Source organism: Modestobacter excelsi (genome assembly GCF_005930495.1).
Taxonomy (GTDB): Bacteria; Actinomycetota; Actinomycetes; order Mycobacteriales; family Geodermatophilaceae; genus Modestobacter; species Modestobacter excelsi.
In genome coordinates, this window is record NZ_SJEX01000016.1 from 1 (window position 1) to 21,196 (window position 21,196).

Genomic DNA, 21,196 nt, shown 5'->3' on the forward strand with positions numbered 1-21,196 from the left:
ACGGGGGATGGCGTACCCTGGGCGCTGTTCCCCCCAAGACCGCATGGTCGTCGCACGCCCGCGTGCGATCGAAGGTCCGGAGTTCCGGACGACCCGCGCAGGTGGACGGTACGACGAACGCGTCGTGGCCCGGGCTCGCCCCGGAACCCGGCCCGTCCTTCGCCCCGTGCGCTCTGCGCCGGGGCGTTCCTCGTCTCCGGGCCCTGATCGCCCCGGGCGCACGCCGCCGGTGGTCGCCCGACAGACGAGAGGAGGCCCATGCCCACGCAGGCGAAGGCCGCGGTGATCGAGGAGATCACCGAGCGGTTCAACAACTCCAGCGCGGCCGTGCTCACCGAGTACCGCGGGCTGACCGTGGCGCAGCTGACCCAGCTGCGCCGTTCCCTCGGTGCGGGCAGCAGCTACGCCGTCGTCAAGAACACCTTGACGAAGCGGGCCGCGGACTCGGTCGGTCACACCGACCTGGCTCCGCTGCTCACCGGTCCCACCGCGATCGCCTTCATCGAGGGCGACCCGGTCGAGGCCGCGAAGGCCATCCGCGACTTCAGCCGCGCCCACCCCCTGCTCGTCATCAAGGGTGGCGTGGTCGAGGGCCGCACGGTCGACGCAGCCGAGGTCTCGCGCCTCGCCGACGTCGAGCCCCGTGAGGTCCTGCTGGCCAAGCTGGCCGGCGCGATGAAGGGCAACCTCACCAAGGCCGCCGGGCTGTTCCAGGCCCCGCTGTCGCAGGTCGCCCGGCTGGCCGCCGCGCTGCAGGAGAAGAAGGAGTCCTCCGAGGGCGCCTCTGCTCCGGCCGCCGGGGACGCCCCGACCGGCGATGTTGCTGCTGCTGACACCACCCCCAACACGACCGATGCTGCCGCGGACACCGCGGTCAGCACCGACTGACCCCCAAGGAGACACCATGGCCAAGCTCTCTTCCGACGAGTTGCTCGACGCCTTCAAGGAGATGACCCTCCTGGAGCTGTCCGACTTCGTGAAGCAGTTCGAGGAGACCTTCGACGTCACCGCCGCTGCCCCCGTCGCCGTCGCGGCCGCCGGCCCCGCCGGTGGCGGCCCGGCTGATGAGGCCCCGGCCGAGCAGGACGAGTTCGACGTCGTCCTCGAGGCTGCCGGCGACAAGAAGATCCAGGTCATCAAGGAGGTGCGCACGCTGACCTCGCTCGGCCTCAAGGAGGCCAAGGACCTGGTCGACAACGCGCCCAAGCCGGTGCTGGAGAAGGTCGCCAAGGACGCCGCCGAGAAGGCCAAGGCCTCCCTCGAGGGCGCCGGCGCGACCGTCACCGTCAAGTGACCCCCTGCCCGGCTCACTGAGCCGGGCACCGCACCACCCCGCACGTCGACAGGGGCCGTCCTCCTCCCGGAGGGCGGCCCCTGTCGCGTGCCGCACCACCGCCGCGCGAGCCGGGACCGGCGACACCCGCGCGGCGCGACTGTCCGTACGAGCAGCGCACTGGCATCATCTGCTGCGACCGACCTCGCTCCGTCCGCTCCTGGCGGCCCGGCCCTCCTCGCGGAGGTGTCCGCCCGCCCCGGTGCCGGTGGGCGCCGGCCACCCGCCAGGGCGGGTCCCGGGCCGCTCCGGCAGCCGACGTGGACACCGGCGCGCAGCAGGGGTAGGGTTTCCTGTTGCGCTGCCCTCTGACTGCCAACCCGCCGACACGGGTCACCAGGGGTGCCCGGGAACGGCTCCGGGTCACCTCGTGTTGACGCCTCTGGCGGGACTGGCATCCGCGGTCAGCCTCGCCGATACCGACGACGACCCAGGACGAAAAGCACCCGCCCGCACGTCGTGAGGTCCTTGGAAGGACGCATCTTGGCAGGCTCTCGCCCCACCAGCACCACCACCACTGATCCCAGCACCACCCCGGTCGACGTCCAGCCCGGTCCCCGCACCGGCGGCGCCGACCAGCAGAAGATCCCCGGCGCCCCGCTCCGCGTCTCGTTCGCCAAGATCCGCGAGCCCCTCGAGGTCCCCGACCTCCTGGCCCTGCAGACGGCCTCCTTCGACTGGCTGGTCGGCAGCCCGCAGTGGAAGGCCACCCTCGCCCCCGAGGAGCAGGCCGACGCCGTCGGCGGTCTGGCCGAGATCCTCGAGGAGATCTCGCCGATCGAGGACTTCAGCGGCTCGATGTCGCTGTCCTTCTCCAACCCGCGCTTCGAGGACGTCAAGGCGTCCCTCGAGGAGTGCAAGGACAAGGACATGACCTACGCGGCGCCGCTGTTCGTCACCGCCGAGTTCATGAACAACACCACCGGTGAGATCAAGAGCCAGACGGTGTTCATGGGCGACTTCCCGATCATGACGAGCAAGGGCACGTTCGTCATCAACGGGACCGAGCGCGTGGTCGTCTCCCAGCTGGTCCGCAGCCCGGGCGTCTACTTCGACAAGACCCTGGACAAGACCTCGGACAAGGACGTCTACAGCGCCAAGGTCATCCCAAGCCGCGGTGCGTGGCTGGAGTTCGACGTCGACAAGCGCGACACGGTCGGCGTCCGGATCGACCGCAAGCGCCGTCAGCCGGTCAGCGTCCTGCTCAAGGCCCTCGGCTGGACCGAGGACCGCATCCGCGAGCACTTCCAGTGGTCGCCCACGATGCTGGCCACCCTGGAGAAGGACCACATCGCCGGCCAGGACGAGGCGCTGCTGGACATCTACCGCAAGCTGCGCCCGGGCGAGCCGCCGACGCGTGAGTCGGCACAGGCGCTGCTGGAGAACCTCTTCTTCAACCCCAAGCGCTACGACCTGGCCAAGGTCGGCCGCTACAAGGTGAACAAGAAGCTCGGTGTGGAGGTCCCGCAGGGCACCTCCACGCTGACCGAGGACGACATCGTCGCCACCATCGAGTACGTCGTGCGTCTGCACGCCGGCGAGCCCGAGCACGGCGTCGACGACATCGACCACTTCGGCAACCGTCGCCTCCGCACGGTCGGCGAGCTGATCCAGAACCAGATCCGGGTCGGCCTGTCCCGCATGGAGCGCGTCGTCCGCGAGCGGATGACCACCCAGGACGTCGAGGCGATCACGCCGCAGACCCTGATCAACATCCGGCCGGTCGTCGCCTCCATCAAGGAGTTCTTCGGCACCAGCCAGCTCTCGCAGTTCATGGACCAGACCAACCCGCTCGCGGGTCTGACCCACAAGCGCCGCCTGTCGGCGCTGGGTCCGGGCGGTCTGTCCCGTGAGCGCGCGGGCATGGAGGTCCGCGACGTGCACCCGAGCCACTACGGCCGGATGTGCCCGATCGAGACCCCTGAGGGCCCGAACATCGGCCTGATCGGCTCGCTGTCCTCGTTCGGCCGGGTGAACCCCTTCGGGTTCATCGAGACGCCGTACCGCAAGGTGGAGAACGGTCAGGTCACCGACCAGATCGACTACCTCACCGCGGACGAGGAGGACCGGTTCGTCGTCGCCCAGGCCAACTCCCCGCTGGACGCGCAGGGCCGCCTCGCCGAGGAGCGGGTCCTGGTCCGTACCAAGGGCGGTGAGGTCGACTACCTCGCTCCCGAGAACGTCGACTACATGGACGTCTCGCCGCGGCAGATGACCTCGGTCGCGACGGCGATGATCCCGTTCCTCGAGCACGACGACGCCAACCGCGCCCTGATGGGCGCGAACATGCAGCGTCAGGCCGTCCCGCTGCTGCGCAGCGAGGCGCCGCTGGTCGGCACCGGCATGGAGCTGCGTGCCGCCGTGGACGCCGGCGACGTCGTGGTGGCCGAGAAGGCCGGTGTGGTCGAGGACTCCACCGCCGACTACGTCACCGTGATGGCCGACGACGGGACCCGGCAGACCTACCGGCTGCTGAAGTTCCGTCGCTCGAACCAGGGCACCTCGATCAACCAGAGCCCGGTCGTCCAGGAGGGCCAGCGGGTCGAGGTCGGTCAGGTCGTCGCCGACGGTCCGTGCACCGACGAGGGCGAGATGGCGCTGGGCAAGAACCTGCTCGTCGCCTTCATGCCGTGGGAGGGCCACAACTACGAGGACGCGATCATCCTGTCGCAGCGCCTTGTGCAGGACGACGTCCTGTCCTCGATCCACATCGAGGAGTTCGAGGTCGACGCCCGCGACACCAAGCTCGGTGCCGAGGAGATCACCCGGGACATCCCGAACGTCTCCGAGGAGGTCCTCGCCGACCTCGACGAGCGCGGGATCATCCGGATCGGTGCCGAGGTCGTCCCCGGCGACATCCTCGTCGGCAAGGTCACGCCCAAGGGCGAGACCGAGCTGACCCCCGAGGAGCGGCTGCTGCGGGCGATCTTCGGTGAGAAGGCCCGCGAGGTCCGCGACACCAGCCTGAAGGTCAAGCACGGTGAGTCCGGCAAGGTCATCGGCGTCCGGGTCTTCTCCCGCGAGGACGGCGACGAGCTGCCCGCCGGCGTGAACGAGCTCATCCGGGTCTACGTGGCCCAGATGCGCAAGATCAGCGATGGCGACAAGCTGGCCGGCCGCCACGGCAACAAGGGCGTCATCTCCAAGATCCTCCCGCAGGAGGACATGCCGTTCCTCGAGGACGGCACGCCGGTCGACATCGTGCTCAACCCGCTGGGCGTGCCCGGCCGGATGAACGTCGGCCAGGTCCTGGAGACCCACCTCGGGTGGATCGCCAAGCAGGGCTGGCAGGTCGAGGGGACGCCGGAGTGGGCGGCCAAGCTGCCGGGCGCTGCGCGCCAGGCCGCTCCGGGCACCCGCACCGCCACGCCGGTCTTCGACGGTGCCAAGGAGGACGAGATCATCGGCCTGCTCGGCTCGACGATCCCGAACCGCGACGGCGACCGGATGGTCAAGGAGACCGGCAAGGCGCGGCTGTTCGACGGCCGTTCCGGGGAGCCCTTCCCCGAGCCGATCTCGGTGGGCTACGTCTACATCCTGAAGCTGCTGCACCTGGTCGACGACAAGATCCACGCCCGTTCGACCGGGCCGTACTCGATGATCACGCAGCAGCCGCTGGGTGGTAAGGCGCAGTTCGGTGGCCAGCGCTTCGGTGAGATGGAGTGCTGGGCGATGCAGGCCTACGGCGCCGCGTACGCGCTGCAGGAGCTGCTCACCATCAAGTCCGACGACATCCTCGGCCGGGTCAAGGTCTACGAGGCGATCGTCAAGGGCGAGAACATCCCCGAGCCGGGCATCCCGGAGTCGTTCAAGGTGTTGCTCAAGGAGCTCCAGTCGCTCTGCCTGAACGTGGAGGTCCTCTCCGGCGACGGCCAGGCGATCGAGCTGCGCGACACCGACGACGAGGTCTTCCGGGCCGCGGAGGAGCTGGGCATCGACCTGTCCCGCCGCGAGCCGTCGTCCGTCGAAGACGTCTGATCGGCGGCCGGCCGGCCCTGGGCGACCAGGGCCGGCCGGCACCACACCTTTTCGAAACGAAGCGAAGAACTAGCCCCGGAAAGGGGTACATCGAGTGCTCGACGTCAACTTCTTCGACGAACTGCGCATTGGTCTGGCCAGCGGAGACGACATCCGCCAGTGGTCGCACGGTGAGGTGAAGAAGCCCGAGACCATCAACTACCGCACCCTCCGTCCGGAGAAGGACGGTCTCTTCTGCGAGAAGATCTTCGGTCCCACCCGGGACTGGGAGTGCTACTGCGGCAAGTACAAGCGCGTCCGCTTCAAGGGCATCATCTGCGAGCGCTGCGGCGTCGAGGTCACCCGCGCCAAGGTGCGTCGTGAGCGGATGGGCCACATCGAGCTGGCCGCGCCGGTCACCCACATCTGGTTCTTCAAGGGCGTCCCCTCGCGTCTGGGCTACCTGCTCGACCTGGCGCCCAAGGACCTCGAGAAGATCATCTACTTCGCTGCGTACATGATCACCTCCGTCGACGACGAGGCGCGTCACCGCGACCTGCCGACCGTCGAGGCCGAGATCAGCGCGGAGAAGCACAACCTCGAGTCCCGCCGCGACGCCGACGTGGAGGCCCGCCAGCAGAAGCTGGAGGCCGACCTCGCCGAGCTCGAGGCCGAGGGTGCCAAGTCCGACGTCCGCCGCAAGGTGCGCGAGGGCGGCGAGCGCGAGATGCGCCAGCTGCGCGACCGCGCCCAGCGGGAGATCGACCGCCTCGAAGAGGTGATGGACACCTTCCGCAAGCTCGAGGTCAAGCAGCTCATCGCCGACGAGGGCCTCTACCGCGAGCTGCGCGACCGCTTCGGTGAGTACTTCGAGGGCGGCATGGGCGCCGCGGCGCTGCAGAAGCTGCTCGCCGGCTTCGACCTCGACGCCGAGGCCGTCTCGCTGCGCGAGACGATCCGCAGCGGCAAGGGCCAGCGCAAGCTGCGGGCCCTCAAGCGGCTCAAGGTCGTCGCGGCGTTCCAGCAGACCCAGAACTCGCCCATGGGCATGGTGCTGGACTGCGTGCCGGTCATCCCGCCGGACCTGCGCCCGATGGTGCAGCTCGACGGTGGCCGCTTCGCCACCAGCGACATGAACGACCTGTACCGCCGGGTGATCAACCGGAACAACCGGCTCAAGCGACTGCTCGACCTGGGCGCGCCGGAGATCATCGTCAACAACGAGAAGCGGATGCTCCAGGAGTCCGTGGACGCGCTGTTCGACAACGGTCGGCGCGGCCGTCCGGTCACCGGTCCGGGCAACCGCCCGCTGAAGTCCCTGAGCGACCTGCTCAAGGGCAAGCAGGGCCGGTTCCGGCAGAACCTGCTGGGCAAGCGGGTCGACTACTCCGGCCGTTCGGTCATCGTCGTCGGCCCGCAGCTCAAGCTGCACCAGTGCGGTCTGCCCAAGCAGATGGCCCTGGAGCTGTTCAAGCCCTTCGTGATGAAGCGGCTGGTGGACCTCAACCACGCGCAGAACATCAAGTCCGCCAAGCGGATGGTGGAGCGCGCGCGGCCGGTCGTGTGGGACGTGCTCGAGGAGGTCATCACCGAGCACCCGGTGCTGCTGAACCGTGCACCGACGCTGCACCGTCTGGGCATCCAGGCCTTCGAGCCGCAGCTGGTCGAGGGCAAGGCCATCCAGATCCACCCGCTGGTCTGCACCGCCTTCAACGCGGACTTCGACGGCGACCAGATGGCGGTGCACCTGCCGCTGTCGGCCGAGGCGCAGGCCGAGGCCCGCGTCCTCATGCTGTCCAGCAACAACATCCTGAGCCCGGCCGACGGTCGTCCGATCACCGCGCCGACCCAGGACATGGTGCTCGGCCTCTACCACCTCACGACCCTCACCGGGTCGGCCGAGCTGGCCGAGGGCGAGCGGGCCCGGGCCTACGCCACGACCGCCGAGGCGATCATGGCGTTCGACCAGGGCGCGCTGGGCCTGCAGGAGCGGGTCACCATCCGGCTGGACGAGGTCTTCGGCGTCGACAACGGGCCCAACGACCCGTGGGTCGCCCCCGAGGACTGGGAGCCCGGTCAGCCGGCGCTCATCTCGACCAGCCTGGGCCGGGTCCTGTTCAACGAGGCCCTGCCCGAGGACTACCCGTTCGTCAACTACCAGGTGCCGAAGAAGGCGCTGGGCGCGATCGTCAACGACCTCGCCGAGCGCTACCCCAAGGTGCAGGTGGCGGCGACGCTGGACGCCCTCAAGTCGGCCGGCTTCCGCTGGGCGACCCGGTCGGGCGTCACGATCGCCATCGACGACGTCGTGACCCCGCCGGTCAAGCAGTCGATCCTGGACCGGCACGAGGACGAGGCCCGCAAGATCGAGCGCCAGTACGAGCGCGGCGTCATCACCGACGCCGAGCGTCGCTCCGAGCTCATCGAGATCTGGACCCGCGCCCGGGCCGAGGTCAGCCAGGCCATGGTGGACAACTTCCCCACCACCAACCCGGTCTGGGTCATGGTCAACTCCGGCGCCCGCGGCAACATGATGCAGATCAGCCAGATCGCCGGCATGCGCGGCCTGGTGGCCAACCCGAAGGGCGAGATCATCCCGCGGCCGATCAAGGCCAACTTCCGGGAGGGTCTGTCCGTGCTGGAGTACTTCATCTCCACGCACGGTGCCCGCAAGGGCCTGGCGGACACCGCGCTGCGGACCGCCGACTCCGGGTACCTCACCCGCCGGCTGGTCGACGTCTCGCAGGACGTCATCATCCGCGAGGAGGACTGCGGCACCGAGCGTGGCGTGATCATGCCGATCGGCACCGTGCTCGACGGCAAGGTCACCCGCGATGCCCACGTGGAGACCAGCGTGTACGCCCGTGCGCTGGCCGCCGACGTGGTCGCCGCCGACGGCACGCTGATCGCGCAGGCCGGCGCCGACCTGGGCGACGTCCTCATCGCCCAGCTGGTCGACGCCGGGGTGTCCGAGGTCAAGGTCCGCTGCGTGCTCACCTGTGAGTCGCTGCTGGGCACCTGCGCCACCTGCTACGGCCGCTCCCTCGCGTCCGGCAAGCTGGTGGACGTCGGCGAGGCGGTCGGCATCATCGCCGCCCAGTCGATCGGTGAGCCCGGGACCCAGCTGACGATGCGCACCTTCCACACCGGTGGTGTGGCCGGTGCGGACATCACGCACGGTCTGCCGCGTGTGGTGGAGCTCTTCGAGGCCCGCGTCCCCAAGGGCAAGGCCCCGATCGCCGAGCTCGCCGGCACCGTCCGGATCGAGGACGGCGACCAGTTCCGGAAGCTGACCATCACCCCGGACGACGGCTCCGACGAGGTCGTCTACGACAAGCTGTCGCGTCGCTCGCGGCTGCGGGTCGAGGACGGCGGCCACGTCGAGGTCGGCGAGCAGCTGACCGAGGGTGCGGTCGACCCGCACGAGGTGCTGCGGATCATGGGCCCGCGCGAGGTGCAGCTGCACCTCGTCCGCGAGGTCCAGGAGGTATACCGCAGCCAGGGTGTGTCGATCCACGACAAGCACATCGAGGTGATCATCCGGCAGATGCTGAAGCGGGTGACCATCATCGACTCGGGTGCGACGGAGTTCCTGCCCGGTGCGCTGGTCGAGCGGACGATCTTCGAGACCGAGAACCGTCGGGTCGTCTCCGAGGGTGGCGAGCCGGCCTCGGCCCGCCCCGTCCTGATGGGGATCACCAAGGCGTCGCTGGCGACGGAGTCGTGGCTGTCCGCGGCCTCGTTCCAGGAGACGACCAAGGTGCTCACCGACGCCGCGATCCAGGGCAAGAGCGACAGCCTGCTCGGGCTCAAGGAGAACGTGATCATCGGCAAGCTGATCCCGGCCGGTACCGGGATCAGCCGCTACCGGAACATCACGGTCGAGCCCACCGAGGAGGCTCGCGCCGCCGTCTACACCATGGCCGGCTACGACGACGGGCAGTACTACAGCCCAGACGTCTTCGGTCAGGGCACCGGCGAGGCCGTCCGGCTCGAGGAGTACGACTGGCGCTGATGCGCTGAGTGAGTGACAGAAGGGCCCCGCACGCGCTGGCGTGCGGGGCCCTTCTGCGTTCCCGCCGTGCCCCAGGTTTGGATCAGGTCACTCGATGTCAGGCGGTCGTCGCATCACCCCGGCTGCGGGATGTGATGCGTGGTTGCGACACGGGCGAATCAGCGGGTGTTCTGGGCGGGGATCGCTGAGGGGTTGCCGACGGCGGCGGCCTCTGCGCGGGCCCGGGTAGGTGGGCAGCGCGGTAGGCGGTGGTTCCGGGAAGCTGGTGGAGTGCCACCGCTGGAGATCACTGAACCCTCGGGCCGGTTCCTGTCGTTGAGCGAGCGTGAGGAGATCGCGGTCGGGCTGGCCGCCGGCCGCAGCGCCAGGCAGATAGCCGAGCAGATCGGACGGGCTCCCTCCACGGTCAGCCGGGAGCTGGCCTCATGGGAGCAGGCCCATCCCGACCGGCCCTACCGGGCGGTGCCGGCCCAGACCGATGCCGAGGCCCGCGGGGCACGGCCCAAGCCGTTCAAGCTCGCCCACGAGCCGCTGCGGGAGCGGGTGCAGGCCGATCTGGAGCGCCGGTACTCACCGCGGCAGATCGCGATGCGGCTGGCCGCGGAGTTCCCCGACGAGCCGGCGATGCGCCCCTCGCACGAGGCGATCTACCAGGCGCTGTACGTGCAGGGCCGGGGTCTGCTGCGCCGGGAGTTGACCGCGTGCCTACGCACCGGGCGGGCGATCCGCCGCCCCCGCCACCGGGTCGATGGGCGCTCCGATCCCGACCGCCGCATCCCCGGCAAGATCATGATCAGTGAGCGGCCGGCCGAGGTCGCCGACCGGGCGGTGCCCGGGCACTGGGAAGGCGACCTGATCGCCGGTGCCGCCAACAAGTCCTTCATCGGGACCCTGGTGGAGCGCACCACCCGCTTCTGCCTGCTGCTGCACCTGCCCGGCCGCAAGGTCGACCCCCTGGCCCTGCAGGAGGCCATCGTGGCCGGCATCGGCCAGCTGCCCAAGCACCTGCGGCTGTCCCTGACCTGGGACCAAGGCCTGGAGATGCGCCGGCACGCCGAGATCACCCTCGCCGCGGACCTGCCGATCTACTTCTGCGACCCGCACTCACCCTGGCAACGCGGCAGCAACGAGAACACCAACGGACTGCTCCGCCAGTACTTCCCCAAAGGCACCGACCTGTCGGTGCACACCCCCACCGACCTGGCCGTGGTCGCCGCCGAACTCAACGGCCGACCCCGCCAGACCCTCGGCTGGCGGACCCCCGCCGAGGCCCTCAACGACCTACTCTCACCACCTCAACCAACCGGTGATGCAACGACCACCTGAACTCACCTCACCTGATCAAAGGGCGTCCTCCCGCACCAACGCCGGTGCAGGGGGACGGGCGGTGATCAGGTCACCTGATCACTGCCGACCGACGACCGCCCACCCTGCCGTCACGTGACGCAAGGGCCGGCGGCGGGCGCGATCAGCGGTCGGCGAGCTCGCGCATCTTCTCGACGGTGCGCAGCCGGTTCTCCGGGCTGTCGTCCATCGGCTGCAGGTTGATGGTGGTGACCCCGGCCGCGGCGAAGGCCGCGATCCGCTCGGCGACGTGGGACTCCGGGCCGATGAGCGAGGTGGCCCGCACCAGGTCCTCGGGGACGGCGGCCGCGGCCTCGTCCTTGCGCCCGGCGAGGTAGAGCTCCTGGATGGTCTCCGCCTCGGCCTCGTAGCCGTAGCGGCGGGCGAGGTCGTTGTAGAAGTTCTTGCCCTTGGCGCCCATGCCACCCACGTAGAGGGCGATCCCCGGGCGGACGGCGTCGAGGAGGTGCTCGACGTCCTCGCCGATCGCGACCGGCACGCCGACGACGACGTCGAGCGCGCCCAGTGCCGCGTCCCGCTTGGCGGTCCCCGCCGCGATCGACGCGCCCCAGACGTCGGCCGCCCGCTCGGGGTGGAAGAAGATCGGCTCCCACTTCTCGGCGATCTCGGCGGCCAGTTCGACGTTCTTCGGCCCGAGCGCGGCCAGCAGCACCGGGATCCGCTCGCGGACCGGGGTGTTGATCAGCTTCAGTGGCTTGCCCAGCCCGGTGCCCCGGTCGGCCGGCAGCGGCACCGTGTACTTCGCGCCCTCGTGGACCAGCCGTTCCCGGCGCCACACCTGCCGGCAGATCTCCACGATCTCCCGGGTGCGCTGCAGCGGGGCGTCGTAGGGGACGCCGTGCCAGCCCTCGATGACCTGCGGGCCCGACGCCCCCAGGCCCAGGGTGAAGCGGCCACCGGAGACGAAGTCCAACCCGGCGGCGGTCATCGCGATCAGCGCCGGAGTGCGGCTGTAGATCGGGAAGATGCCGCTCATCAGCTCCACCCGCTCGGTGACGGCCGCGAGGTAGCCCAGCTGGCTCACCGAGTCGAACGTGTAGACCTCGGCGACCATCGCGACGTCGAGCCCGGCGGACTCCAGGTCGCGGATCTCCGCCGCGGTCTCCTTGAAGTCCCCGCTGTAACTGGCCTGGATCCCGATGCGCATCAGCGGAGGTTACCGGTCTGCCGGCCCCCTGCAGAGGCCCGCCGCCAGCCTGCGAGCGGTGGCGGCAGGGGATCCTCCGTCAGAGGGGGCGGACCGTGCCGATCACGTGCGTCACGACGCGGACGCCGTCGACGTCCCGGGGGACCCGGGTGCCGACGCCGGCCTCGGTGAGGTCCACCCGCACCACGTACTCCGCGTCCTGCCGTGCCAGACCCACGGCGGCGACGCCGGGATCGGTGGCGAGGCGCTGGGCCAGGGCGGACTTGGCGGCCCGGGCAGCGGCACGGTCGGTCATGGCCCCATGATGCGCCCCTCAGCCCGCGCTGGACACCCACTCCACCCCGAGCTCGCGCAGCACCGTGGCCAGCGGGTTGGCGAAGGTGACCCCGCCGCCGGCGCTGCCGCCCTCGGTGGAGCCGGCGAACAGCAGGCCCAGGGGTGCGCGGTCGCGGCTGCGCCAGATCACCGAGCCGCTGTCCCCGCCGGCGCTGAAGGCCCCGGTGAGGCCCTCGATCTCCACCTGGTCGTCGAAGGTGTGCACGCCGTCGTCGTACTGCACGCCCACGCCGTCGACCTCGACGGCGGTGATCCGGCCGCGGGTGTGGCCGGTCGTCCGCCCCAGCTTCTCCACCAGCTCGTCGGGGTCCACGTCGTCCGGGACGGCGACGTCGGCCAGCAGGGCGCCACCGGGGTAGTCGGAGGGGTCGCCGTCGACGCCGGGGTCCAGCGCGGCGACCGCGGCGTCCACCAGGTTGCCGGGGTCGGCGCTGAGCCGGACGAAGGCCGCCAGCGTCCCGATCCGGTCCGTGGGTGTCCCGCCGTCGGCCACGCCCGGCTGCAGCACCGGGTCGCCCTCGGTCGCCGCGTCGCTGACGGCCAGCACGTGGTTGTTGGACAGGACCAGCAGGCCGTCGGTGCCCGGCCGGCGGACGAACCCGCCCAGGGTGCCCGCCGTGACGTCCGGGTGGCTGACCGACAGGCCTGGTCGCAGAGGGCGCACCCGCTGCTGGAGCTCGGCCGGGGTGTACCCGGTGGGGGAGGTGAACGGGCGCACGGGCCCTATCACCCGGACGTCGACCTCCTCCCGGGCAGCAGCGTCCAGGCCGCCCAGCACGACGTCGGCGTCCGCCTGCTCGATCAGCCGGATGGCCAGGTGCACCTGGCCGCGACCCACCGGCGCGAGGCCCAGCGCGACGCCGCTCCACCTGGTGGCCCCGCCGAGGGAGCTGACGACCGCGGTGGGCGCCTCGGTCAGCCGCTGGGACAGTCGGGCCTTCAGTTCGCGGGCGGAGTCGGGGAGCACGGCGGTACCTCCGGGCAGCTGGGCGTGGTCACGGCCTGGGAGCGGGTCGTGAGCGGTTCGACACCGACGGTAGGGCCGGGGTCCGACAGGAGCGACGGGAGCGCGAGGCAGCCCGACCGGCGGGCGTGCGCGTGGTGCTCCTCACCGCGGACGTCGTCCGGTACGTTCCCGACAGGGACCTCCCGCGTGGCGACGACCCACCCGGGAATGGCCCACCGCCGGTCGTGGTTGGTACGCGACAGACCGGCTGGTCCGGTGCGCGGCCACACCTCGACCCGGCTTTGACCGGGTCGAGAGGGCCGGGTACTGTGGTCAGCTGTGCCCAGGGTGTCCTGGGCCTGCTCCTGCTCGCGGTGCACCTCGACGCTCACCGGTCCTCGCGACCGGCCGGCCGACAGGGGCCACGCCCGTCCACGACGGGGCCACTGCAAGGTGGTGTGGCCGCGCCGAGTGGCGAGGGGTGACGAGTCCGGCTCGATCAGCTGGCCGGTTCTCGCGAGGGGCGACACGCCCGAGCGCGGGGGCCGGACGGTGGGTCACGGCCAGAATCGGACGGGCCGGGCGACCGGGCACACACAGGCACGCACCACATCCACAGCACGACCCAGCGCAGGTAGGAGATCCAGGCCACCCATGCCCACGATCAACCAGCTGGTCCGCAAGGGCCGCGAGGACAAGGTCGAGAAGACCAAGACCCCGGCGCTCAAGGGTTCTCCCCAGCGCCGCGGGGTGTGCACCCGCGTGTACACCACGACCCCGAAGAAGCCGAACTCGGCGCTGCGCAAGGTCGCCCGCGTCCGGCTGACCAGCGGCATCGAGGTGACCGCCTACATCCCGGGCGTCGGCCACAACCTGCAGGAGCACTCCATGGTGCTCGTGCGCGGCGGCCGCGTGAAGGACCTGCCGGGCGTGCGCTACAAGATCATCCGTGGCTCGCTGGACACCCAGGGCGTCCGCAACCGCAAGCAGGCTCGCAGCCGGTACGGCGCGAAGAAGGAGAAGAGCTGACATGCCTCGCAAGGGACCCGCTCCCCGTCGTCCGCTCGTCGCCGACCCGGTGTACCAGTCGCCGCTGGTGACCCAGCTGGTGAACAAGGTGCTCGTCGACGGCAAGCGCTCGGTCGCCGAGGCGATCGTCTACGGCGCCCTCGAGGGCGTCCGTGCCAAGAACGACACCGACCCGGTCGTCACGCTCAAGCGCGCGCTGGACAACGTCAAGCCGGCCCTCGAGGTCCGCAGCCGCCGTGTCGGTGGTGCGACCTACCAGGTGCCGATCGAGGTCCGCGCCTCCCGCAGCACGACCCTCGGCCTGCGCTGGCTGATCCAGTACAGCCGCGGCCGTCGCGAGAAGACGATGACCGAGCGCCTCATGAACGAGCTGCTGGACGCCAGCAACGGTCTGGGCGCCGCGGTCAAGCGTCGCGAGGACACCCACAAGATGGCCGAGTCCAACAAGGCCTTCGCGCACTACCGCTGGTGACCTCAGTCCACCAGCAGCCGCTGCCCGCGGTGACCCCGGGCGATCCCCGAGCACCGCGCGCGGACGAGAAAGAAGAGGAGTGACGTAATGGCCCAGAACGAGGCCCAACTCGCCAAGACCCGCAACATCGGGATCATGGCGCACATCGACGCCGGCAAGACGACGACGACCGAGCGGATCCTCTTCTACACCGGTATCAACTACAAGATCGGTGAAGTCCACGACGGCGCGGCCACGATGGACTGGATGGAGCAGGAGCAGGAGCGCGGCATCACCATCACGTCGGCCGCGACGAAGTGCTCGTGGAACGGCCACGACATCAACATCATCGACACCCCCGGGCACGTCGACTTCACCGTCGAGGTCGAGCGGTCGCTGCGGGTGCTCGACGGTGCGGTCGCGGTCTACGACGGTGTCGCCGGTGTCGAGCCGCAGACCGAGCAGGTGTGGCGTCAGGCCGAGAAGTACGGCGTCCCGCGCATGTGCTTCGTCAACAAGCTGGACCGCACCGGTGCTGACTTCTTCCGCTGCGTGGACATGATGGTCGAGCGGCTCGCCGCCAACCCCCTGGTCCTGCAGCTGCCGATCGGCGCCGAGGCCGACTTCATCGGTGTCGTGGACCTCGTCCAGATGCGCGCCCTCACCTGGCGCGGCGAGACCGCGATGGGCGAGGACTACGCGATCGAGGAGATCCCGGCCGAGCTCGCCGACCAGGCCGCCGAGTACCGCGAGAAGCTGCTCGAGAACATCGCGGACTTCGACGACTCGCTCATGGAGGACTACCTCGGTGGCGAGGAGATCGGCGTCGACCGGCTGAAGGCGGCCATCCGCAAGGCCACCATCGCCGGCCAGGTCAACCCGGTCCTCACCGGCACCGCCTTCAAGAACAAGGGCGTGCAGCCCCTGCTCGACGGTGTCGTGGACTACCTGCCCAGCCCGCTGGACATCGAGGCGATCGTCGGCACCGCGCTCGACGGCGAGACCGAGGTCCTGCGGCACGCCGACGAGAACGAGCCGTTCTCGGCGCTGGCCTTCAAGATCCAGACGGACCAGCACCTGGGCAAGCTCACCTACATCCGGGTCTACTCCGGCAAGCTCGACGCGGGTTCCCCGGTGCTGAACAGCACCAAGGACCGCAAGGAGCGGGTCGGCAAGATCTACCAGATGCACGCGAACAAGCGCGAAGAGCGTGCGGGCGTGGGCGCCGGCGAGATCGTGGCCGTCAACGGGATGAAGCAGACGACGACGGGTGACACCCTCTGCGACCCGCAGAGCCCGGTGATCCTCGAGTCGATGACCTTCCCGGCGCCGGTCATCTCGGTGGCCATCGAGCCGAAGACCAAGGGCGACCAGGAGAAGCTGGGCACCGCGATCCAGAAGCTCGCCGAGGAGGACCCGACGTTCCAGGTCCGCCTGGACGAGGAGACCGGTCAGACCGTCATCTCCGGCATGGGCGAGCTCCACCTGGAGATCCTGGTCGACCGGATGCGTCGCGAGTTCCGCGTCGAGGCCAACGTCGGCAAGCCGCAGGTCGCCTACCGCGAGACGATCCGCAAGCGGGTCGAGAAGGTCGACTACACCCACAAGAAGCAGACCGGTGGGTCCGGCCAGTTCGCGAAGGTCCAGGTCACGATCGAGCCCCTCGAGGTCGCGGCCGACGGCCCGACCTACGAGTTCGTCAACGCCGTCACCGGTGGTCGCATCCCGCGGGAGTACATCCCCTCGGTCGACGCCGGCATGCAGGACGCCATGCAGTTCGGCATCCTGGCCGGGTACCCGCTGGTCGGCGTGAAGGCGACGCTGGTCGACGGTCAGTACCACGAGGTCGACTCCTCGGAGATGGCCTTCAAGATCGCCGGCTCGATGGTCTTCAAGGAGGCCGCACGCAAGGCCAGCCCGGCCCTGCTCGAGCCGCTGATGGCCGTCGAGGTCGTCACCCCCGAGGACTACATGGGTGACGTGATCGGCGACCTGAACTCCCGCCGCGGGACCATCCAGGCGATGGAGGAGCGCTCCGGCGCCCGCGTCGTCCGGGCCCTGGTGCCGCTGTCGGAGATGTTCGGCTACGTGGGCGACCTGCGCAGCCGCACCCAGGGACGGGCGAGCTACACCATGGTGTTCGACTCGTACGCCGAGGTCCCGGCCAACGTCGCCAAGGAGATCATCGCCAAGGCGACTGGCGAGTAACCACCAGTCGGCCGCGGGCCCAGCCCGCGGCCGGCCAGCACCGCCCGCACCCTCAGACTCGCGCACGACTGCGAACCACACGAAGAGAGGAACCCAGTGGCCAAGGCCAAGTTCGAGCGGACCAAGCCGCACGTCAACATCGGCACCATCGGGCACATCGACCACGGGAAGACGACGCTGACGGCGGCGATCACCAAGGTCCTGCACGACAAGTACCCGAACCTCAACGAGGCGTCCGCGTTCGACCAGATCGACAAGGCGCCCGAGGAGAAGGCCCGTGGGATCACGATCTCGATCGCCCACGTGGAGTACCAGACCGAGAACCGGCACTACGCGCACGTCGACTGCCCCGGGCACGCCGACTACATCAAGAACATGATCACCGGTGCCGCGCAGATGGACGGCGCGATCCTGGTGGTCGCGGCGACCGACGGCCCGATGCCGCAGACCAAGGAGCACGTCCTCCTGGCCCGCCAGGTCGGCGTCCCCTACATCGTCGTGGCGCTCAACAAGGCCGACATGGTCGACGACGAGGAGATCCTCGAGCTCGTCGAGCTCGAGGTCCGTGAGCTCCTCAGCGAGTACGAGTTCCCGGGCGACGACGTCCCCGTGGTCCGCGTCTCCGCGCTGAAGGCCCTCGAGGGCGACGCCGAGTGGGGCGACAAGCTCATGGAGCTCATGGACGCCGTCGACTCGGCCATCCCCGAGCCCGAGCGCGAGATCGACAAGCCGTTCCTCATGCCCGTCGAGGACGTCTTCACCATCACCGGCCGCGGCACCGTCGTGACCGGTCGCGTGGAGCGCGGCATCGTCAAGGTCTCCGAGGAGATCGAGATCGTCGGCATCCGCCCGACCTCGTCGAAGACGACGGTCACCGGTGTCGAGATGTTCCGCAAGCTGCTCGACCAGGGCCAGGCCGGTGACAACGTCGGTCTGCTGCTGCGCGGCATCAAGCGCGAGGACGTCGAGCGCGGTCAGGTCGTCGTGAAGCCGGGCTCCATCACCCCGCACACGAACTTCGAGGGCTCGGTCTACATCCTCTCGAAGGACGAGGGCGGCCGGCACACGCCGTTCTTCAACAACTACCGCCCGCAGTTCTACTTCCGCACCACGGACGTCACCGGCGTCGTCACGCTGCCCTCGGGCACCGAGATGGTCATGCCCGGCGACAACACCGAGATGACGGTCGAGCTGATCCAGCCCATCGCCATGGAGGAGGGCCTCCGGTTCGCCATCCGTGAGGGTGGCCGCACCGTCGGCGCCGGCCGGGTCGTCAAGATCAACAAGTGACACCCTGACGGGCGGCGGCCGCTGGTCGGCCGCCGCCCGTCACCCGGGTCGGGAGACCCGACCCCCGGGTCAACAGACCCACACGTACTTTCACAACCGATCGGCAGGAGCGAAGACAACCGATGGCGGGACAGAAGATCCGCATCCGGCTGAAGGCCTACGACCACGAGGCGATCGATGCCTCGGCGCGGCGCATCGTGGACACGGTGACGAAGACCGGAGCGCGCGTCGTCGGCCCCGTGCCGCTGCCGACGGAGAAGAACGTGTACTGCGTCATCCGCTCGCCGCACAAGTACAAGGACTCGCGCGAGCACTTCGAGATGCGTACGCACAAGCGGCTCATCGACATCCTCGACCCGACGCCGAAGACGGTCGACGCGCTCATGCGCATCGACCTGCCGGCCTCGGTCGACGTCAACATCCAGTAAGGGCTGTCCCAGACATGGCGAGCACATTCCGTGGTCTCCTCGGCGAGAAGCTGGGGATGACCCAGGTCTTCGACGAGAACAACCGCATCGTGCCGGTGACCGTCGTCAAGGCGGGCCCGTGCGTGGTCACGCAGGTCCGCACCCCGGAGAAGGACGGCTACTCCGCCGTCCAGCTCGGGTTCGGCGCGATCGACCCCCGCAAGGTGAACAAGCCCGAGGGTGGGCACTTCGCCAAGGCGGGCGTCACGCCCCGGCGGCACGTGGTCGAGCTGCGCACCGAGGACGCCGGCGACTACACGGTCGGCCAGGAGCTGACCACCGAGGTGTTCGACGGCGTGACCAAGGTCGACGTCATCGGCACCAGCAAGGGCAAGGGCACCGCCGGTGTCATGAAGCGTCACGGGTTCAAGGGCCTGGGCGCCGGACACGGCACGCACCGCAAGCACCGTGCCCCCGGCTCGATCGGCGGGGCCTCGACCCCGGGTCGGGTCTTCAAGGGCATGCGCATGGCCGGCCGGATGGGCACGGCCACCACGACCACGCTGTCTCTGAAGGTGCACGCGGTCGACGCCGAGAAGGGCCTCGTGCTGATCAAGGGCGCCGTTCCCGGCCCGCGCGGAGGGCTGCTGCTCGTCCGTTCCGCGGTCAAGGGCGGCCCCGTGGGGAGTGACACCAAGTGAGCCAGTCGATCGCCGCGCAGAAGGCGCAGTCCCGGGCCGACCGCGAGGTCGCCGTCCGGACCCCGTCCGGTGAGAACGCCGGGAGCGTCACGCTCCCCGGCGACCTCTTCGACGCCAACGCCAACGTGTCGCTGATGCACCAGGTCGTGGTGGCCCAGCTGGCCGCGGCCCGCCAGGGCACGCACTCGACGAAGACGCGCGCCCAGGTCAGCGGTACGGGCGCCAAGCCCTACCGGCAGAAGGGCACCGGCCGCGCCCGTCAGGGCTCGCTGCGCTCGCCGCAGTTCGTCGGCGGTGGCATCTCGCACGGCCCCGTGCCGCGCAACTACGAGCAGAAGACCCCGAAGAAGATGAAGGCCGCCGCCCTGCGCGGTGCCCTCTCCGACCGGGCCCGCGAGGACCGCGTCCACGTGGTCTCCGCCTTCGTCGAGGGCGACGCCCCGTCGACCAAGGCCGCCCTCAAGGTCCTGGACGCCGTCACCGCCGCCAAGCGCGTGCTCGTCGTCCTCGACCGCGACGACGTCCTGAACTGGGTGAGCCTGCGCAACGTGCCGCGGGTCCACCTGATCGAGGCCGGCCAGCTCAACACCTACGACGTGCTCTGCGCCGACGAGGTGGTCTTCACCGAGACCGCGCTGGCCGAGTACGTGTCGGGTCCGGGCACGGTCCAGGACGCCGGCGTCGAGCAGCCGGACCTGACCACGCCGGACATCCCGGGTGCGATCCCGTCGATCGAGCCCGTCGTGGGCACGACCGACCTCGACCTCACGACCGATGACACCGAGGAGAAGGCATGAGCGTCCGCGACCCCCGGGACGTCCTGCTGTCCCCGGTCATCTCCGAGAAGAGCTACGGCCTCCTCGACGAGAACAAGTACACGTTCATCGTGCGGCCCGACGCCAACAAGACCCAGATCAAGATCGCTGTGCAGCAGGTCTTCAACGTGAAGGTCCTCGCCGTCAACACGATCAACCGTCAGGGGAAGAGGAAGCGCTCGAAGGGCGCTGTGATGGGGAAGCGCAAGGACACCAAGCGCGCCATCGTCTCCGTGGCCCCCGGCGACCGCATCGAGCTCTTCGGGGGCCCGGGCGCGTGACGGCTGGGCATCCGCCCACCCCACCACCCCGGACACACCCCCGATCGGACCAGAGGACTCTGAGGAACCATGGCCATCCGTAAGTACAAGCCGACGACGCCGGGCCGCCGCGGCTCGTCCGTCGCCGACTTCGCCGAGGTCACCCGCGACCACCCCGAGAAGTCGCTGGTCCGGCCGCTGCACGGCCGCGGCGGGCGCAACGTCCACGGCCGCGTGACCGCTCGGCACCAGGGCGGCGGGCACAAGCGCGCCTACCGGCTGATCGACTTCCGCCGGGCGGACAAGGACGGTGTGCCGGCCAAGGTCGCGCACATCGAGTACGACCCCAACCGCACCTCGCGGATCGCGCTGCTGCACTTCGCCGACGGGGAGAAGCGCTACATCCTCGCCCCGGCGAAGCTGAAGCAGGGCGACTCGGTCGAGTGCGGCCCTGCGGCCGACATCAAGCCCGGCAACAACCTGCCGCTGCGCAACATCCCGGTCGGCACCGTCGTGCACGCCATCGAGCTGCGGCCCGGTGGCGGGGCGAAGATCGCCCGCTCCGCCGGCACCAGCGTCCAGTTGGTCGCCCGTGAGGGCCGCTTCGCCCAGCTGCGCATGCCCTCCGGCGAGATCCGCAACGTCGACGTGCGCTGCCGCGCCACCATCGGCGAGGTCGGCAACGCCGAGCAGTCGAACATCAACTGGGGCAAGGCCGGCCGCATGCGGTGGAAGGGCAAGCGCCCCACCGTCCGCGGTGTCGCCATGAACCCGGTGGACCACCCGCACGGTGGTGGTGAGGGCAAGACCTCCGGTGGTCGCCACCCGGTGAACCCCAAGGGCAAGCCGGAAGGCCGGACGCGCAAGCGGAAGGCCAGTGACGCCATGATCGTGCGCCGCCGGCGTGCGAACAAGAAGCGCTGAGCGGGTAGAGGA

The 21,196-nt window shown here is 69.9% G+C and carries 17 protein-coding genes; 14 read left to right on the forward strand and 3 right to left on the reverse strand.

What is annotated here, in order from left to right; all coding sequences use genetic code 11:
• Positions 1–258 precede the first annotated feature (258 nt).
• The 5 genes from rplJ (at position 259) to FHL80_RS07860 (ending at position 10,631) form a co-directional block, all read left to right on the forward strand.
• On the forward strand, positions 259–888 hold the full coding sequence (gene rplJ, locus FHL80_RS07840) for a 50S ribosomal protein L10 (protein WP_138732892.1): 630 nt from the start codon (positions 259–261) through the stop codon (positions 886–888).
• 16 nt (positions 889–904) lie between these two features.
• On the forward strand, positions 905–1,294 hold the full coding sequence (rplL, locus tag FHL80_RS07845) for a 50S ribosomal protein L7/L12 (RefSeq protein ID WP_138732893.1): 390 nt from the start codon (positions 905–907) through the stop codon (positions 1,292–1,294).
• Between the two features lie 522 nt (positions 1,295–1,816).
• Positions 1,817–5,311, forward strand: coding sequence for a DNA-directed RNA polymerase subunit beta (rpoB, locus tag FHL80_RS07850; RefSeq protein WP_216870524.1), 3,495 nt, complete (start codon positions 1,817–1,819; stop codon positions 5,309–5,311).
• A 94-nt stretch (positions 5,312–5,405) separates the two neighbouring features.
• Complete coding sequence (locus FHL80_RS07855; RefSeq protein ID WP_138732894.1) at positions 5,406–9,305, forward strand: DNA-directed RNA polymerase subunit beta'; 3,900 nt, start codon at positions 5,406–5,408, stop codon at positions 9,303–9,305.
• A 138-nt stretch (positions 9,306–9,443) separates the two neighbouring features.
• Positions 9,444–10,631, forward strand: a complete 1,188-nt coding sequence (locus FHL80_RS07860; protein ID WP_246078535.1) for an IS30 family transposase — start codon at positions 9,444–9,446, stop codon at positions 10,629–10,631.
• Between the two features lie 142 nt (positions 10,632–10,773).
• Here FHL80_RS07860 and FHL80_RS07865 read toward each other — a convergent pair whose 3' ends face one another.
• The 3 genes from FHL80_RS07865 to FHL80_RS07875 all read right to left on the reverse strand — a co-directional run bounded on the left by FHL80_RS07865 (position 10,774) and on the right by FHL80_RS07875 (position 13,120).
• Positions 10,774–11,817 carry an LLM class F420-dependent oxidoreductase gene (locus FHL80_RS07865; protein ID WP_138732896.1) on the reverse strand — a complete coding sequence of 348 codons (1,044 nt, stop codon included), beginning with the start codon at positions 11,815–11,817 and terminating at the stop codon, positions 10,774–10,776.
• A gap of 79 nt (positions 11,818–11,896) precedes the next feature.
• The gene (locus tag FHL80_RS07870; RefSeq protein WP_138732897.1) at positions 11,897–12,112 is read right to left on the reverse strand and encodes a hypothetical protein; all 216 of its coding nucleotides are present in this window, start codon (positions 12,110–12,112) and stop codon (positions 11,897–11,899) included.
• 18 nt (positions 12,113–12,130) lie between these two features.
• Positions 12,131–13,120, reverse strand: a complete 990-nt coding sequence (locus FHL80_RS07875) for a chymotrypsin family serine protease (RefSeq protein WP_138732898.1) — start codon at positions 13,118–13,120, stop codon at positions 12,131–12,133.
• Positions 13,121–13,753: 633 nt separating this feature from the next.
• Between FHL80_RS07875 and rpsL the strand changes: the two genes are divergently transcribed.
• The 9 genes from rpsL (at position 13,754) to rplB (ending at position 21,184) form a co-directional block, all read left to right on the forward strand.
• Positions 13,754–14,128, forward strand: a complete 375-nt coding sequence (gene rpsL, locus FHL80_RS07880) for a 30S ribosomal protein S12 (RefSeq protein ID WP_012950487.1) — start codon at positions 13,754–13,756, stop codon at positions 14,126–14,128.
• 1 nt (position 14,129) lies between these two features.
• The gene (gene rpsG / locus FHL80_RS07885) at positions 14,130–14,600 is read left to right on the forward strand and encodes a 30S ribosomal protein S7 (RefSeq protein ID WP_026844857.1); all 471 of its coding nucleotides are present in this window, start codon (positions 14,130–14,132) and stop codon (positions 14,598–14,600) included.
• Between the two features lie 87 nt (positions 14,601–14,687).
• A complete protein-coding gene (gene fusA / locus FHL80_RS07890) occupies positions 14,688–16,787 on the forward strand; it encodes an elongation factor G (RefSeq protein ID WP_138732899.1) in 2,100 nt (699 codons plus the stop codon).
• 96 nt (positions 16,788–16,883) lie between these two features.
• Positions 16,884–18,077, forward strand: coding sequence for an elongation factor Tu (gene tuf, locus FHL80_RS07895; protein ID WP_014742860.1), 1,194 nt, complete (start codon positions 16,884–16,886; stop codon positions 18,075–18,077).
• Between the two features lie 122 nt (positions 18,078–18,199).
• The gene (gene rpsJ, locus FHL80_RS07900; RefSeq protein WP_014742859.1) at positions 18,200–18,505 is read left to right on the forward strand and encodes a 30S ribosomal protein S10; all 306 of its coding nucleotides are present in this window, start codon (positions 18,200–18,202) and stop codon (positions 18,503–18,505) included.
• 14 nt (positions 18,506–18,519) lie between these two features.
• Complete coding sequence (gene rplC, locus FHL80_RS07905) at positions 18,520–19,185, forward strand: 50S ribosomal protein L3 (RefSeq protein WP_138732900.1); 666 nt, start codon at positions 18,520–18,522, stop codon at positions 19,183–19,185.
• Complete coding sequence (rplD, locus tag FHL80_RS07910; protein ID WP_246078536.1) at positions 19,182–19,982, forward strand: 50S ribosomal protein L4; 801 nt, start codon at positions 19,182–19,184, stop codon at positions 19,980–19,982. Before rplC ends, rplD begins: the two co-directional genes overlap by 4 nt.
• Entirely contained in the window at positions 19,979–20,281 is a 303-nt protein-coding gene (gene rplW / locus FHL80_RS07915) for a 50S ribosomal protein L23 (RefSeq protein WP_014742856.1), read from the forward strand. Before rplD ends, rplW begins: the two co-directional genes overlap by 4 nt.
• A gap of 69 nt (positions 20,282–20,350) precedes the next feature.
• On the forward strand, positions 20,351–21,184 hold the full coding sequence (rplB, locus tag FHL80_RS07920) for a 50S ribosomal protein L2 (protein WP_138732901.1): 834 nt from the start codon (positions 20,351–20,353) through the stop codon (positions 21,182–21,184).
• Positions 21,185–21,196: the final 12 nt, after the last annotated feature.